Annotated in this window: 11 protein-coding genes; 5 read left to right on the top strand and 6 right to left on the bottom strand. The window is 52.9% G+C overall.

From position 1 onward, the window contains the following. Window positions 1-259: 259 nt before the first annotated feature. The 4 genes from PSE_RS12265 to PSE_RS12250 all read left to right on the top strand — a co-directional run bounded on the left by PSE_RS12265 (window position 260) and on the right by PSE_RS12250 (window position 5470). Window positions 260-2422 (top strand): anthranilate synthase, encoded by a 2163-nt coding sequence (locus PSE_RS12265; protein ID WP_014285161.1) that lies wholly within the window; start codon window positions 260-262, stop codon window positions 2420-2422. A 406-nt stretch (window positions 2423-2828) separates the two neighbouring features. After that, on the top strand, window positions 2829-3848 hold the full coding sequence (locus PSE_RS12260) for an ABC transporter substrate-binding protein (protein ID WP_014285160.1): 1020 nt from the start codon (window positions 2829-2831) through the stop codon (window positions 3846-3848). Window positions 3849-3909: 61 nt separating this feature from the next. Beyond that, a complete protein-coding gene (locus tag PSE_RS12255; RefSeq protein ID WP_014285159.1) occupies window positions 3910-4677 on the top strand; it encodes an ABC transporter ATP-binding protein in 768 nt (255 codons plus the stop codon). Further along, window positions 4670-5470: an ABC transporter permease gene (locus PSE_RS12250; RefSeq protein ID WP_014285158.1), complete on the top strand. Its 801-nt coding sequence runs from the start codon at window positions 4670-4672 to the stop codon at window positions 5468-5470. Before PSE_RS12255 ends, PSE_RS12250 begins: the two co-directional genes overlap by 8 nt. Window positions 5471-5516: 46 nt before the next feature. On the opposite strand, the gene PSE_RS12245 is transcribed toward PSE_RS12250, so the two are convergent. Next, a complete protein-coding gene (locus tag PSE_RS12245; RefSeq protein ID WP_014285157.1) occupies window positions 5517-5978 on the bottom strand; it encodes an SRPBCC family protein in 462 nt (153 codons plus the stop codon). Between the two features lie 255 nt (window positions 5979-6233). Here PSE_RS12245 and PSE_RS12240 point away from each other — a divergent pair, with 255 nt between their 5' ends. Then, complete coding sequence (locus PSE_RS12240) at window positions 6234-6884, top strand: peroxiredoxin (protein WP_041768400.1); 651 nt, start codon at window positions 6234-6236, stop codon at window positions 6882-6884. A gap of 81 nt (window positions 6885-6965) precedes the next feature. On the opposite strand, the gene ilvD is transcribed toward PSE_RS12240, so the two are convergent. The 5 genes from ilvD to PSE_RS12215 all read right to left on the bottom strand — a co-directional run bounded on the left by ilvD (window position 6966) and on the right by PSE_RS12215 (window position 14192). After that, a complete protein-coding gene (ilvD, locus tag PSE_RS12235) occupies window positions 6966-8813 on the bottom strand; it encodes a dihydroxy-acid dehydratase (RefSeq protein ID WP_041768398.1) in 1848 nt (615 codons plus the stop codon). A 190-nt stretch (window positions 8814-9003) separates the two neighbouring features. Next, window positions 9004-10305 (bottom strand): FAD-binding oxidoreductase, encoded by a 1302-nt coding sequence (locus PSE_RS12230; RefSeq protein WP_014285154.1) that lies wholly within the window; start codon window positions 10303-10305, stop codon window positions 9004-9006. An 18-nt stretch (window positions 10306-10323) separates the two neighbouring features. Next, window positions 10324-11664: an FAD-binding oxidoreductase gene (locus tag PSE_RS12225; protein ID WP_014285153.1), complete on the bottom strand. Its 1341-nt coding sequence runs from the start codon at window positions 11662-11664 to the stop codon at window positions 10324-10326. A 180-nt stretch (window positions 11665-11844) separates the two neighbouring features. Then, window positions 11845-12612: an SDR family NAD(P)-dependent oxidoreductase gene (locus tag PSE_RS12220; RefSeq protein WP_014285152.1), complete on the bottom strand. Its 768-nt coding sequence runs from the start codon at window positions 12610-12612 to the stop codon at window positions 11845-11847. A gap of 110 nt (window positions 12613-12722) precedes the next feature. Beyond that, window positions 12723-14192: an adenylate/guanylate cyclase domain-containing protein gene (locus tag PSE_RS12215; RefSeq protein WP_014285151.1), complete on the bottom strand. Its 1470-nt coding sequence runs from the start codon at window positions 14190-14192 to the stop codon at window positions 12723-12725. Between the last annotated feature and the right edge of the window lie 50 nt (window positions 14193-14242).

The following is a 14242-nucleotide window of genomic DNA, read 5'->3' as shown; positions in this document are numbered from 1 at the left end:
GGTGAAGTAGTCTTTCGCTTATTGGTGGGTGCAATTTTGTTTCAGGAGTTGCACCTATTCGCTCCTTAGGTTATGAAAATCGCATGATGACTATGCAAGCTCAAAACATGCTGTGGTGGTGGCGCCGGTGACGGTGGCTGATCACGCATGTCTTGAAGACCTGTAATTTCCAAGCCGCCGCATTCCCTGCAGGCGGCTTTGTTGTATCTACCGCCTCGCAAACATCGGAAACTGGTGTGCACGACCCGGAGGATTGACCATGCCGATCACGGCAGAACGGACTTATAAGAGCAAAGGCGGCGTTATCATCCGCCGCAAAAGCCGCAATGCTGATTATTCCGCTGGTACAAGCGAATGGATGGACAGACTGGATCGGCAGCGCGGTGCTGTTCTCTCCTCTTCCTACGAATATCCGGGCCGCTACACGCGCTGGGATATGGCTCTGGCCAATCCACCGCTGCTGATCGAATCCAATGACCGCAAGATCACCATTCAGGCCCTGAACGAGCGTGGCTGTGTGCTTATGCCAGCTGTTACAGGTGCTCTGGAAGGCCATGAAGATATCGCAGAGTTTTCTGCCGATGATTACCGTATCGATCTGACTGTGAAGACACCGGACCGCGCATTTTCTGAGGAAGAGCGTTCCCGTCAGCCGTCGACCTTTTCAGTTGTTCGTACGCTGGTTGATCTGTTTTCTTGTGATGATGATCAGCTCGGCCTTTATGGTGCGTTCGGCTATGATCTGACGTTCCAGTTTGAGCCGATAAACCAGAAACTGCAGCGTCCTGATGACCAGCGGGATATGGTGCTGTTTCTCCCGGATGAAATCCTGATCGTTGACCACTATGGCCGCAAAGCTCACGTGCTGGAATACGATTTTGAGTTCAACGCCAAGACCACAGATGGTCTGCCGCGTGATGGCGAAGAAACTCCGTATAAGCCAGCGACTGAAACACCGGGCCGTGGTGATCATGAGCCGGGTGAGTACGCTGATCTGGTGCGTTCTGCCGTTGATTACTTCAAGCGCGGAGATTTGTTCGAAACGGTTCCGGGTCAGGTTTTCTACGAGCCGTGTACCAATCCGCCATCGGCTGTTTCCCGACGTTTGCAGCAGATCAATCCATCTCCGTACTCGTTCTTCATCAACTTAGGTAGTGCTGAATACCTCGTTGGTGCATCACCCGAGATGTATGTGCGTGTAACTGGTGGTCGCCGTGTTGAGACCTGTCCGATTTCCGGCACCATCCGCCGTGGCAAGAACGCGATTGAGGATGAAGCGCAGATCCGTAAACTGCTGAACTCCACCAAGGATGAAGCAGAGCTGACCATGTGCTCAGACGTGGATCGCAACGATAAGAGCCGTATCTGTGTGCCTGAGTCCGTTCGTGTCATCGGGCGTCGTCAGATTGAGATGTACTCCCGTCTGATCCATACGGTGGACCACATTGAAGGTACTCTGCTTGACGGCAAGGATGCGCTGGATGCCTTCCTTTCCCACACATGGGCTGTGACTGTGACTGGTGCGCCCAAGCGATGGGCTATGCAGTTTATCGAAGATCATGAGAAGAGCCCGCGCGCATGGTATGGCGGCGCCATTGGTGCTGTGCTGTTTAACGGTGATATGAACACCGGCCTGACCTTGCGCACTGTTCGCATTAAAGAGGGTGTCGCTCAGATCCGCGCAGGTGCAACACTTCTCTATGATAGCATTCCTGAGGATGAAGAGGCCGAGACCGAGCTGAAGGCATCCGCAATGATTGCTGCGGTTCGTGAAGCTGGTCTCGCCTTGAAATCTGAAGAGGAAGTGGTCAAAGCCAAGCCTGGTAAGGGCAAGAAGGTCCTGCTCGTGGATCATGAAGACAGCTTCGTTCATACGCTTGCGAACTACTTCCGTCAGACTGGCGCTGAGGTTGTGACCTATCGTAGCCCGGTGCTGGATGAGGTGTTTGATCGGGTTAATCCAGATCTGGTGGTTCTCTCCCCTGGTCCGGGCTCACCAAAGGACTTTGATTGCACGGCAACCATTGAACGGGCACGTGCTCGTAAGCTGCCAATCTTTGGTGTTTGTCTTGGCCTGCAAGCGCTGACAGAAGCATTTGGTGGTGAGCTTGATCAACTTGATGTGCCGGTCCATGGAAAGCCATCTCTTATCTCCTTCACGCACAACTCCGTGCTGTTTGATGGCCTAAGTTCTCCTGTGACGGTTGGCCGTTACCACTCACTGTTTGCTAAGCGTGATGAGCTGCCGGAGTGTTTTGAGGTGACCTCAGAGACCAAAGACGGTGTGATTATGGCGATAGAGCATAAGAGCGAGCCAATTGGTGCCGTTCAGTTCCACCCGGAATCCATTATGTCGCTGGATCAGGATGGCGGCCATCAGATCATCGAGAATGTGATGACCAAGCTTCTTACAAAGGGCTGAAGCTGATTACAGATCAAACTGAGTTCATCAATTGGACTCGTTATGAGGCCGGAGATGAGCAATCACTTCCGGCCTTTTTTCTAGAGTTTTGTGCAGATGATTTATCGGAAAGAAACCTAGAAGCATCTTTGGCTAAGTCTTCTCGAATTTGCGGCATATAAATGCGCAGACTAGCGAGAGCGAACCTATTCAGATTGAGAATATTGCAAGTCTCAGGTGTGCCGGGTTGCGTTATATGATTAATCTATGCACGATTGAACTAGTTGACGCGGTTGTCTTTTGTAAAGATCGGGCAACTGCATTTGATTTATTCCTGCGTGTTACTTCCCGAAAACAGATTGCCACTTTTCGGGAAACGCTTTGATTGACGAGAGTTTGCTCTCACCGTTCACTTAAGAGGATAGAGATGAAAGTACGCGGTATTTTAAGCGGCGTTTTGATGGGCGCAGCAGTTCTGACCGGAACGTTTGCGACCACAGCATCAGCAGAAGAGAAAATCACCGTTGGCGCCCTGCGCTTTACTTCTCATGCCGCAAATTTTGTTGCGTTTGAAAGAGGTTACTTCAAAGACGCTGGTCTAGACGTAGAATTCAAGTTCTTCCAGGCCGCGCAGCCAATGGCGCTTGCGATTGCATCTGGCGACGTTGATTTTGGTCTTACCGCGATTTCCGGTGGTCTTATCAGCCTTGCAGACAAGGGTGCTGTGAAGGTGATTGGTGGGGCGCTGCAGGAAGAAGATGGCATTGATGGCCAGATGATCCTTGCTTCCAAAGCTGCGTATGATGCTGGCCTGAAAACACCTGCAGGCCTGAAGGGCAAAAGCTTTGGTGTGACCACTGCCGGTTCTTCCTTCCACTACATGGCGCACAAGATTGCTGACAAGGAAGGATTTGACCGCAAAGACATCAAAATCCGCCCTCTACAGAAGGTTGGGGCTGTGATTGGTGCGCTAAAGAGCGGTCAGATCGATGCATGGTCCATCGTTCCGCACATTGCCAAAGGCTTGGCAAAGTCTCCTCAGGTGGAAGTGATCGGTAAGGTGTCTGACTATGTGCCGAACTACCAGGTGACCACAGTTTTCACCTCCACGAAAAACACCAGTAACAATCCTGAGCTGGTTAAAACCTTCCTTGGCGCTTACTCCAAGGGCGCGGCAGATTTCAATGCGGCTCTGGTTGATAAATCCGCAGGTGATGCTGCTGCAGAGGACATGGTGAAACTTATTCACAAGTACGTTTATGCAGATCGCCCCTATGAGAAAGCTGCACCTTCCATTCGCAACGGCGCAATGCGTCTGAATGAAGGTGCTGCCCTGAACATGGCGAGTGTTGAAGATCAGCTCAACTGGTTCAAGAGTGAAAAGCTCGTGCCAGCTGGCGTAACACTCGACAAGCTGGTTGACGCAAAGTTCGTCGAAACCTTCTAATCCAACACGGGTATTGGCCGTTATCGGGCAATACCCCTTCCCCATAATCCGGTTGGATTACATGCAAATTTCCATCGAAAATCTTAGGCACTCCTACGGTTCTGTTGAGGTGCTCCAAGACATCAATCTGACTTTTGAGCCCGGTGAGATTGCCGTGATCATTGGTCCTTCGGGCTGTGGTAAATCGACCTTACTGCGTTTGATGGGTGGGCTTGAAGAACCGAGCCAAGGCGCTGCCTACATTGCCGGGCAAGTGCCTGAGGGTTCCCTCAATCCTCTCACCTACATATTCCAGGACTTCGCATTACTGCCCTGGCGTTCCGTTGCTGGGAACATCTCTCTTGTGCTTGAGGATCACAAGCTACCTAAGAAAGAGCGTGAAGCTATCATCGCAGATGTGCTTGCACGCACCAACCTTTCTGAGTTTCATGATGCCCTTCCTCGTCAACTCTCTGGCGGGATGAAGCAGCGTGTGGCCATTGCACGAGCCCTTGCCGTACGCCCGGCATTTTTGCTGATGGACGAGCCACTGTCAGCTCTGGATAGTCAGACACGAGAGTTGCTGATGGATGATCTGGTAGATTTGTGGGCACGGGAGAAGTTCTCAGCTTGTTATGTGACACACAATCTAGCTGAAGCTGTGCGTCTCGGACACAAGGTGATCATACTCTCGCGCCGCCCCGGAAAGGTGCGGGAGGTGGTTCAGATTGACATGCCACTAGAACAACGGCGAGAACGGGCAGCAGAGCTGGAAGATGTTCAGCAGCAACTCTGGCACATGATGCGCGAAGAAGCTCTGGCAGCAGACAGGGAGCTTGCTGATGTCTGATCAGATCAATCGCAGAAAAGTTCCGTTTCGCGGAGGTGGTTTCAAGCCACGTCCCATCCGCTTTGTTGCGCCCTTCGTGTTTCTTGCACTGGTGCTGTTCTGGGAGTTTGGTTCCCGCACTGGTTTGATCAGTAATCTTGTGTTGCCAGCACCTTCTGAAGCCTTTCAGGCGTTTATGGACCTCTATAACTCGGGCCTGCTTTGGAAGCATGTGAGCACCAGCCTTTACCGTCTGGTCTTTGGGTGGAGCATCGGAACAGCGCTCGGCATTCTGGTCGGCTTGCTGATTGGGTTGTTTTCACTGGCACGAGCCAGCTTACTGCCTCTTACATCAGCTTTCTTTCCTATTCCGAAGATCGCCTTACTGCCGCTCTTCATCATCTGGTTCGGCATTGGCGAGGGCTCTAAGGTCGCAACGATCTTGTTTGGCACCTTCTTCCCCACTGTTATCGCGACCTATGGCGGCGTTGATAATGTGGAGCGTGGGTTGATCCGTATGGGGCAGTCTTTCGGGATGAGCTGGCTTTCTATTGTCAGAAAGATCATCTTGCCGGGAGCCTTGCCCGCGATCCTTTCGGGCGCGCGCATTTCAGCCAGCATCGCCATCATCCTGTTGGTAGCAGCAGAAATGATCGGTGCCGAGTACGGCATTGGTGCCTATGTGCTGATGGCAGGATCTTTGTTTGCGACCGACCAGCTGATCGTCGGTGTGGCTATGCTTTCCGTTCTGGGGCTCTGCGTGAGCTGGTTGATCGGGAAAGCTGAAAAAGCATTGTTGAGCTGGCGGGGATAGTCACTAGTAAGAAACCTCGCTGGAGCTGACAGCGAGGTTTTACATGCTACTCAGCGCTTGCATCGCACGCGTCTTTGAAGTGATGCTCGAACACACTTACCCAGCCGTTGTTGTAGCTCTCACGCATTGTCGAGCCGATTTCGCCGAGCTTCTCCCAGTCATGGTGGCTCAAGACCACTTTTGTCCCTTCACCATCCTTCTCAAAAGTTATGTCAACACAGGTCGCCATACTCTCAGGATTGTTGATGTGCCATAGGATTGAGAGTGCTTTAGATGGTTGAAAGAGCTTGATGGTGCCCCAGTCATGACGTGTACCATCTCGGGCAATTTCATAGAGCTTACCGCCTTCTTTCTGCTCGCAGAAAACATCCGGCAGTTCTCCACCGCTCATTGCTGTGACTGAATGGGTTTGTGTCGGCCACCATTTGCTAAAGTCACCAGTGAAAACCTCAAATGCCTTTTCCGGGCTGCAGTTTACTTTGATCATTTTCACCACTGGCGTGATCATTCTCATCTCCTGTTAAGCGGCGATTTCATTGGTTTAGCCGATCCAATGCCTTTGCAAGCCATAGACTGCCTTAGATTTTCATCCGCAAGTTGTCAAATCAGTTGGTCTTCTGCCAAAACTCAATGATGGCCTGTCCTTGTAGTTTGCCTCTATTGTTTCGCGGAAAACTAATCTGAAGGAAGATAATGGCGGGCCGAAAAAAGGCATATTGCAGTCTTATCTCAGTCCTGATGCCATATCAGAAGAGGACAAGTCATGGTTTTGCGCATAAACGATACGATCCCTAATTTGACCGTTCCTACTGATCATGGAGAGATCAATCTGCACGATTGGGTCGGTGACAGCTGGGCAATCATTTTCTCTCATCCCAAGGATTTCACTCCGGTTTGTACCACTGAGTTTGGTGCAGTAGCTCAATTGGGTGACGAATGGGCCAAACGTAACACCAAGGTTCTCGGGGTTTCTGTTGACGGTGTTGAGGACCACAAGAAGTGGAAAGTCGACATTGAGGCCGTTGGTGGCAGCAAGCCTGATTTTGCGATCGTGGCGGATGCAGGGCTTGAGATGGCAAAGGCCTTCGACATGCTGCCTGCAGAATACGTTCTACCCGATGGCCGTACACCTGCAGATTCAGCCACTGTACGCTCTGTTTTCATCATCGGGCCAGACAAACAGGTCAAGCTGATGATGACCTATCCGATGACCGTTGGTCGCAACTTCGCAGAAATCCTTCGCGCTTTGGATGGGCTTCAGATGTCCACCAAAGGCGTTGCAACACCTGCTGACTGGACCGTTGGTGAAGATGTCATCGTACCACCAGCCGTCACCACAGAAGATGCTCAGAGCAAGTTTGGCACCGTCAAAACCGTTCTACCTTACCTGCGGTATGTGAACGCACCGAACTAAGCGCTCGAATTTTGAGCTTAAAGAAAAAGCCCCGTGGAGCAGAACTCCACAGGGCTTTGATAATTCAGATCTGCTTTACACTTAGTCGACCTTGCGGACCGCGCCTTTTGCTGCGCTGGTTGTCATAGCAGCGTATGCTTTCAGCGCGGTAGAGACCTTACGGGTACGCTTTTCAGCTGGCTTCCAAGCGTCTTTGCCTTTGGCTTCCATTGCTGTACGGCGAGATGCAAGTTCTTCATCAGAAACACGCATTTCGATCTTGCGGTTTGGAATGTCGATATCGATCATATCGCCTTCTTCCAGCAGACCGATGTTGCCGCCTTCTGCCGCTTCCGGAGATACGTGGCCGATGGACAGGCCTGAAGAACCACCAGAGAAGCGACCGTCAGTGACCAGCGCACACGCTTTGCCGAGGCCTTTGGACTTGAGGTAACTGGTTGGGTACAGCATTTCCTGCATACCCGGACCACCGCGTGGACCTTCGTAGCGAATGAGAACGATGTCGCCCTCTTTCACCTTGCCGGTCAGGATTGCGCTTACGGCTGTATCCTGAGATTCAAAGATGCGAGCCGGACCGGAAAATTTGAGAATGCTCTCGTCAACGCCTGCGGTTTTAACGATACAGCCGTCTTCAGCGAGGTTACCGAAGAGAACAGCTAGGCCGCCGTCCTGAGAATAAGCGTGTTCTTTGGAGCGGATGACGCCGTTTTCGCGATCATCATCAACGCCTTCTTCATAGCGAGAGCTTTGAGAGAATGCGACCTGAGTTGGAACCCCGCCCGGCGCTGCGGAGAAGAACTCGCGAACACTTGCGCTGTCCGTGCGCTTGATGTCCCAGCGTTCCAGTGCTTCTGCCATATCTTTCGCGTGAACGGATTTCACGGAGGTATCGATCAGGCCTGCGCGGTCGAGTTCGCCCAGAATGCCAAGGATACCACCGGCGCGGTGGACGTCTTCCATATGAACGTTTTCAACGGAAGGAGCGACTTTACAGAGGACTGGCACCTGACGGGAGAGGCGATCGATGTCGTCCATGGTGAAGTCAATTTCACCTTCCTGGGCAGCAGCAAGCAGGTGCAGAACCGTGTTGGTGGAGCCGCCCATGGCAATGTCCATTGTCATTGCGTTTTCAAAGGCTTTGAAGTTTGCAATGTTGCGCGGCAGAGCGTTCTCGTCGTTCTGTTCGTAATAGCGCTTGGCCAGATCCACGATCAGATGACCTGCTTCGATGAACAAGCGCTTACGGTCTGCGTGTGTTGCAAGCGTGGACCCATTGCCCGGCAGCGACAAGCCTAGAGCTTCAGTCAGACAGTTCATGGAGTTCGCGGTGAACATGCCAGAACAGGAGCCACAGGTCGGGCATGCGCTGCGCTCGATGCTCTGAACATCGCTGTCAGAAACACTGTCATCGGCTGCGGCGATCATTGCGTCGACAAGGTCAACTTTGCGTTTTTCACCGTTTGCGAGCGTTACTTTGCCCGCTTCCATAGGTCCACCGGACACAAACACGGTTGGGATGTTAAGGCGCAAAGACGCCATCAGCATGCCCGGAGTGATCTTGTCACAGTTGGAGATACAGACCATGGCATCAGCGCAGTGTGCGTTGACCATGTACTCCACGGAGTCGGCGATCAGTTCACGAGATGGCAGCGAGTAGAGCATACCATCGTGGCCCATTGCAATGCCATCATCGACTGCAATGGTGTTGAACTCTTTTGCGATGCCGCCGGCCTGTTCGATTTCACGAGCGACAAGCTGACCGAGGTCTTTCAAATGCACGTGGCCAGGCACGAACTGCGTGAAGGAGTTTACGACAGCAATAATCGGCTTGCCGAAGTCACCTTCCTTAACACCGGTTGCACGCCACAGACCTCTGGCGCCTGCCATGTTGCGGCCGTGTGTGGATGTGCGTGAACGATAGTTTGGCATTGAAAACCCCAATCTGGCGAAATGTTATCTACGCGTTGCGGTATAGTTAGTTTTATCGGACTAATTTGGCAACTTTTCTTCAGCTTACACCACTAAAGAGAAAAAGAGTACCCGCCGGTACGCCTCTCCCCTTCTGTTCGCTTGAGCATTTCTCGGGTGTCGTCTGCCGGCGCCTCAAGTCTTCCTGGTTTTAGAAGCGGTTAAAGGCAAAACTGGAGAGATCGTGCCCCGCCAGTTTTCCTGTGAGCACATCTGCCATAAGCCGCCCTATGGATGGACCGATTCCAAATCCGTGACCAGAAAAGCCCGTTACAATGTGCAGGTTTTCCTGAGCAGGTGCCTGATCAATCACAGGCAGGAAGTCGGGCATTGCATCAATGAGGCCGCCCCAAGCTGATTGGAGCTTGGTTCCTTTGAGCTGCGGGAACCGGTCTGCGAGGGCATGTGTCAGCGCCGCGAGTTCCTTTTGATCCGGCATGGAGTTCAGGACACGCATGGCTTCAAATGGTGTTGTATCAGCTCCGTTCCAACGGCGCTTTTGCATCCAGTGGTCCGGATAGTTTTTCGGTGACCATGGTTTGATGCTGGTGCCCTTCAAGTTCTCCGCCATGTTTGGCAGCCACTGTTTCAGAAAGCGGAAGGAATCCAAGCCGATGTGGTGGGTCTGGTTGTTCTTGAGAGCCAGCGTGTAACCGCCATCCTGACGGCGGCGCATGGCGAAGGTGTTGTCAGAAGCATTGGCAGGGAAGACATCCGGCACCGCTTCGGTTGCAGCCACTGTCAGCTCTACAGAGAGCTGTGGCAGCTTAATGCCTGCGTTGGCTGCAAACAGAGAGGACCACGCCCCACCGGCCAATATCACCTGTCCTGCTTTGATCTCGCCTTGCTCTGTTACAGCACCAACAACGTTGCCCCCGGACTTCACCAGCGTGCGGACCGCTGTGTTTTCGCAGATGACAGCTCCGAGGCGTTGCGCGGCTTTGGCGATGCCCAGTGTCGCTTGTCCGGGTTCAGCCCGGCCATCAGTGGCGGTGTGCATTCCACCAATCCAGCGACCTTCTTTGCCTTTGATGTCTTCGTGGACCTGTGCTCTTGAAATCATGCAGGTGTCGAGATCGTACTTCCTGCCTAGCTGGACGAACTTCTCGAAGTTCTCCAGGTCCTCATGCTTTTCAGCAAGGTAGTAGACGCCCGTTGCGCTGTAGCCAAGATCTTCGCCAGTTTCTTTGCTCAGCTCTGCCCAGAGGCGGCGCGCTTCGATGGAAAGAGGAATTTCTGGCTCATCCCGGCCTTGCTGGCGGATCCAGCCCCAGTTGCGGCTGGACTGCTCACCCGCTACGCGGCCCTTTTCGCAGAGGGTAACACTGACGCCTTTCTTTGCGAGATAGTAGGCAGTGCAGACACCAATGATGCCTCCACCGATGATAAGCACGTCTGTTTCCTGCGGCTGCTCATCATGGAACTGCTGCGGTGTCTTTTCTGAATAAATCACGTCACTAACTCAAGAAACTTAGATAAACGGTCCGAGCTCAATCTTGGAGCCATCGGAGAAACGGGAGTAACGGAAGCGGGTCAGGTCATACCCTGCTGGTTTACCCATCAACATATCCGCCATGACGCGGCCTGCTGCAGGTCCGATACCAAAGCCATGGCCGGAGAATCCGGTTGCGATAAAGACACCTTGTTGCGTAGGCACTTCATCCATGATTGGGACAAAGTCTGGCATAGCATCAATCATTCCAGCCCAACTTTCTTCCAGCTGCAGATCTTTAAGCTGCGGGAAGCGATCGACCAGACGCTCCTGAATACGCTTCAAAGCTCTTGGACTAGGATCGGGATTCAGGACACGGCAGGTTTCGAACGGAGTGATTTCATCTCCTGTCCAACGGCGTTTGTGGCTCCAGGCATCCGGATAGTTCTTCGGCGCGTTCATGCCAAAGGTGATGCCTTTGAAAGATGCTTTGATTGCCGGAAGCCATTTGAAGAGGTGGCGGAAGGAATCCTTGCCGATATAGTGATCATGGATGTCACTCACTGCTAGAGTATAGCCGCCATCTACTCTTTTGCGGAACGCGAATGTGCCGTCTGCGGCATCACCATTGAAAAGATCAGGCGCTGCCTTTGTCGCCGCAACGGTTGCGCGTACGCACAGCTGTGGCATGGATACGCCGAGGTTTTGCGCGAAGAGAGATGACCATGCACCTGCTGCGATCAACACGCGGTCCGCTTTGATCGTTCCTTTCTCCGTCACAGCACCGGTTAGCTTACCACCTTCGAACTCGAGTGTTCTGACTGCGCAGTCCTCAACGATAACAGCACCATTGCGCTTAGCAGCTCGCCCGATGGCAGGTACGGCGACCCACGGTTCTGCGCGGCCATCGCTTGGGGTGACCATACCGCCAATCCATTTACCTGGTTTGCCCGGAATTTCAGCGTAGATTTCATCTTTGCTCAGCAACCGCGTATCGAGCTGGTGCTGTTTGGCCAGTTCCAGAAAACTCTCATAGCCTTTAAGGTCTTCTTCTTTCTCAGCCAGATAGTAGACACCATGCTGGCGGAAACCGAGATCCTCACCCGTTTCCTTCATCAATTGCTGCCAGAGCCGATTGCTTTCCATGGAAATTGGAAGCTCAGCAGCATCCCTGCCCTGCTGGCGTACCCAGCCCCAGTTTCGGCTGGACTGCTCGCCAGCAACGCGGCCTTTTTCGCAGAGAGTGACGTTCACACCCTTTTGTGCCAGCCAGTAGGCTGTGCAGGTGCCGATAACGCCGCCGCCAATGATCAGAACATCTGTCTGCTCAGGAAGCTTGCCAAAAAACTGCTGCGGAGTGGAGCTGGTATAGGTCGCCATGAAGGTCTCGAGGAATCAGATCTGTAATTACAATCTGACGAACTTAGCAGGACTAAGATATCACTGCACGAGTGCGTGCCTAAGCACTTAGTCGACCTTTGGATTAGACCTTATAGGTAGGTTTTGTCTTCAAAGACAAAAAGCGGGCCTGAGAGTTGAGCACTCTCAGGCCTTGAAAACTTAACGCGGAGCCATGCGGATCGCGCCATCCAGACGGATGGTTTCGCCGTTCAGCATTGGGTTGGTGCAGATTGCTTCAACCAGCTGTGCGTACTCATCACCACGACCCAGACGGGATGGGAATGGAACCTGCTGACCGAGAGAGTCCTGTACTTCCTGAGAAAGACCGCGCAGCATTGGGGTTTCAAAGATGCCTGGTGCAATGGTCATTACGCGGATGCCGGATTTGGACAGATCACGCGCAACAGGCAGTGTCAAAGCTGCAATGCCGCCTTTAGACGCTGCATAAGCTGCCTGACCAATCTGGCCGTCAAATGCTGCGACAGATGCGGTTGAGATAACCACACCGCGCTCACCGTCTTCTGTGAGCGGGTCAAGGTTTGCCATGCGTGTCGCAGCAAACGATGTACAGCGGAACGTGCCAACAAGGTTTACGTTGATCACCGTCTGGAACATATCCATCGGGTGCGGCTCGCCACGAGACGTGGTTTTGGCAACTGGTGCGATACCTGCGCAGTTGACGAGGATGCGCGTTGGGCCGTGCGCTGCTTCAGCTGCATCCAGACCTGCTTTCACGCTGTCATCGCTGGTGACGTCAACTTTTACGAACTGAGCACCGATTTCCTGTGCAAGCGCATTACCAGCTTCTTCGTTCACGTCAAAAAGAGTTACTTTCACGCCATGGCTGGTCAATTTCCGTGCGGTTGCCGCGCCAAGACCTGATGAGCCGCCAGTTACTACGGCTGCAATTTCATTGTTAAGTTGCATGGAATCCCATCCCGATTCATTTTGTTTGCCCCGCGTCTTTCAAAGCTCCCGCCAAAATTCTTTGAAAGCTGCAAAATGCTGTTATGCGGGCCGGCATGAGAAAATCATTCTCATGCCAAAGCCACAAGGTCTACTTTTCCGGTGATTCCTGCAACACACTCGGACTTTAAATCTAGCATATTTCCCTTATACCCTTGTCGTAGGGCCATGGAATAAGTCGCTCCATCCGTCAGGAACCGGGTGCCCTGCACTTTGTTAGCGGCCTCCAGCTTAGCTGCACGGTTCACGGCATCGCCGATCACTGTGAACTCCAGACGATCGCGTACCCCAACAATTCCGACACTCACTGGGCCTGCTGCCACGCCGACTCCGATCTCAAACTTCATTGGCCAGCCGGCCGCTTCCAGATCAGCGCTTTCCTCTTCCAGAATGTGGGCCAGTTCAACGCCTGCGCGCAACGCATCGGCTGCGTAAGTTTCAGTATCCGAGACAGCGCCAAAGGTGGCGAGGATGCCATCGCCGAGGAACTTATCGATCTTGCCTCCCTCTCCCAAAATCGCTTTGGCAGCCTTCTTTTGGTAGAGGCTGAGCACGCGCATGGTGGTTTCTGGCGGCAACTTTGCAGCAGTCTTGGTGAAGGATCTGATGTCGACCAGCAAGACCGCCACATCTCTGATTTCACCAGTACCAGCTTTGAGTCTGCTTTCAGATTCCACAATGGAACTGGCCACTTCCGGGGTGAAGAAGCGGCTCAAATCTTTCACAGCATTCTTCTGGCGAATTGCGGAGAAGAAGGTTCGGCGGGCTCTGAAGATGGACAGTGCGAGCAGCGCCGTCACCGAGAGGATGATGATCAGCTTATCCAGCTCCGCTCCGATAAGCACAGCTTCGCCCGTGAGATACTCAATGTAATTGCGGGTGATGAGCGTGGAACCGCCTTGATATGTAAGGGCGTAGAACACCAGTCCGAGCCATCCCAGCGCTCCGAAGACACCGGTGAGGATCACGTATCTTGGGTCAAAACGCAGTGCTCTCAAGGCGATAAAGAGGAACAGGTACATCAAGGTTGGGGCCTTGAGGTAGAAGGTCGGGTGCTGGGCGTATTGGATATGGAAGGAGAAAATCAGCCCAACCAGTAGCGCCACGTCTGCCATGATGGAGAGGACCAGATACCAAACCGGCAGAATGGTTTTGAAGGAGACGTAAATTCGGATGAGGGTAAAGACCAGGTAGCAAGAAAAGGCGATGGGGACAAAATTGAAGCCCATTGTGCCTTCTGCGCGCGGGGCGAGCGCATAAAGGATCGCAAAGAAGATGATTACGCCAAGCTGGACGATACCAATGAGGCGTTCAGACGCTGCTTCCTGGCGGGCAACTTCGCGGCGGACACGCAGTGGGAGATCCCCTTCCGGGGCTTTGGGGCCCAAGACGCCGCGTTTGATCTGCTGGTAGAGGGAGGGTTCAGCTTTTTTCTTGTAGGAAATGCCGTGGAATTTCTCGCTCAAGTCCACATTCGTTTTTTTGTCAGATCCGAGTTTTTTTGAGGGATCGGAGTTTTCTGGACCACTTCCAACTGCCACACTTTTCTCCCGTCACGCCATTCAGTTGGCGTTGCTGGTTTGCTCGCAAA

Origin of the sequence: Pseudovibrio sp. FO-BEG1 (assembly GCF_000236645.1) — a bacterium.
Lineage (GTDB): Bacteria > Pseudomonadota > Alphaproteobacteria > Rhizobiales > Stappiaceae > Pseudovibrio.
This window is presented reverse-complemented; position numbering and strand designations above follow the sequence as displayed.

Coding starts and splice junctions, on each gene's coding strand:
- PSE_RS12265 (WP_014285161.1), top strand. CDS start 260: ATGCCGATCACGGCAGAACGGACTTATAAGAGCAAAGGCGGCGTTATC.
- PSE_RS12220 (WP_014285152.1), bottom strand. CDS start 12,612: ATGCAACTTAACAATGAAATTGCAGCCGTAGTAACTGGCGGCTCATCA.
- ilvD (WP_041768398.1), bottom strand. CDS start 8,813: ATGCCAAACTATCGTTCACGCACATCCACACACGGCCGCAACATGGCA.
- PSE_RS12250 (WP_014285158.1), top strand. CDS start 4,670: ATGTCTGATCAGATCAATCGCAGAAAAGTTCCGTTTCGCGGAGGTGGT.
- PSE_RS12245 (WP_014285157.1), bottom strand. CDS start 5,978: ATGATCACGCCAGTGGTGAAAATGATCAAAGTAAACTGCAGCCCGGAA.
- PSE_RS12225 (WP_014285153.1), bottom strand. CDS start 11,664: ATGGCGACCTATACCAGCTCCACTCCGCAGCAGTTTTTTGGCAAGCTT.
- PSE_RS12255 (WP_014285159.1), top strand. CDS start 3,910: ATGCAAATTTCCATCGAAAATCTTAGGCACTCCTACGGTTCTGTTGAG.
- PSE_RS12260 (WP_014285160.1), top strand. CDS start 2,829: ATGAAAGTACGCGGTATTTTAAGCGGCGTTTTGATGGGCGCAGCAGTT.
- PSE_RS12240 (WP_041768400.1), top strand. CDS start 6,234: ATGGTTTTGCGCATAAACGATACGATCCCTAATTTGACCGTTCCTACT.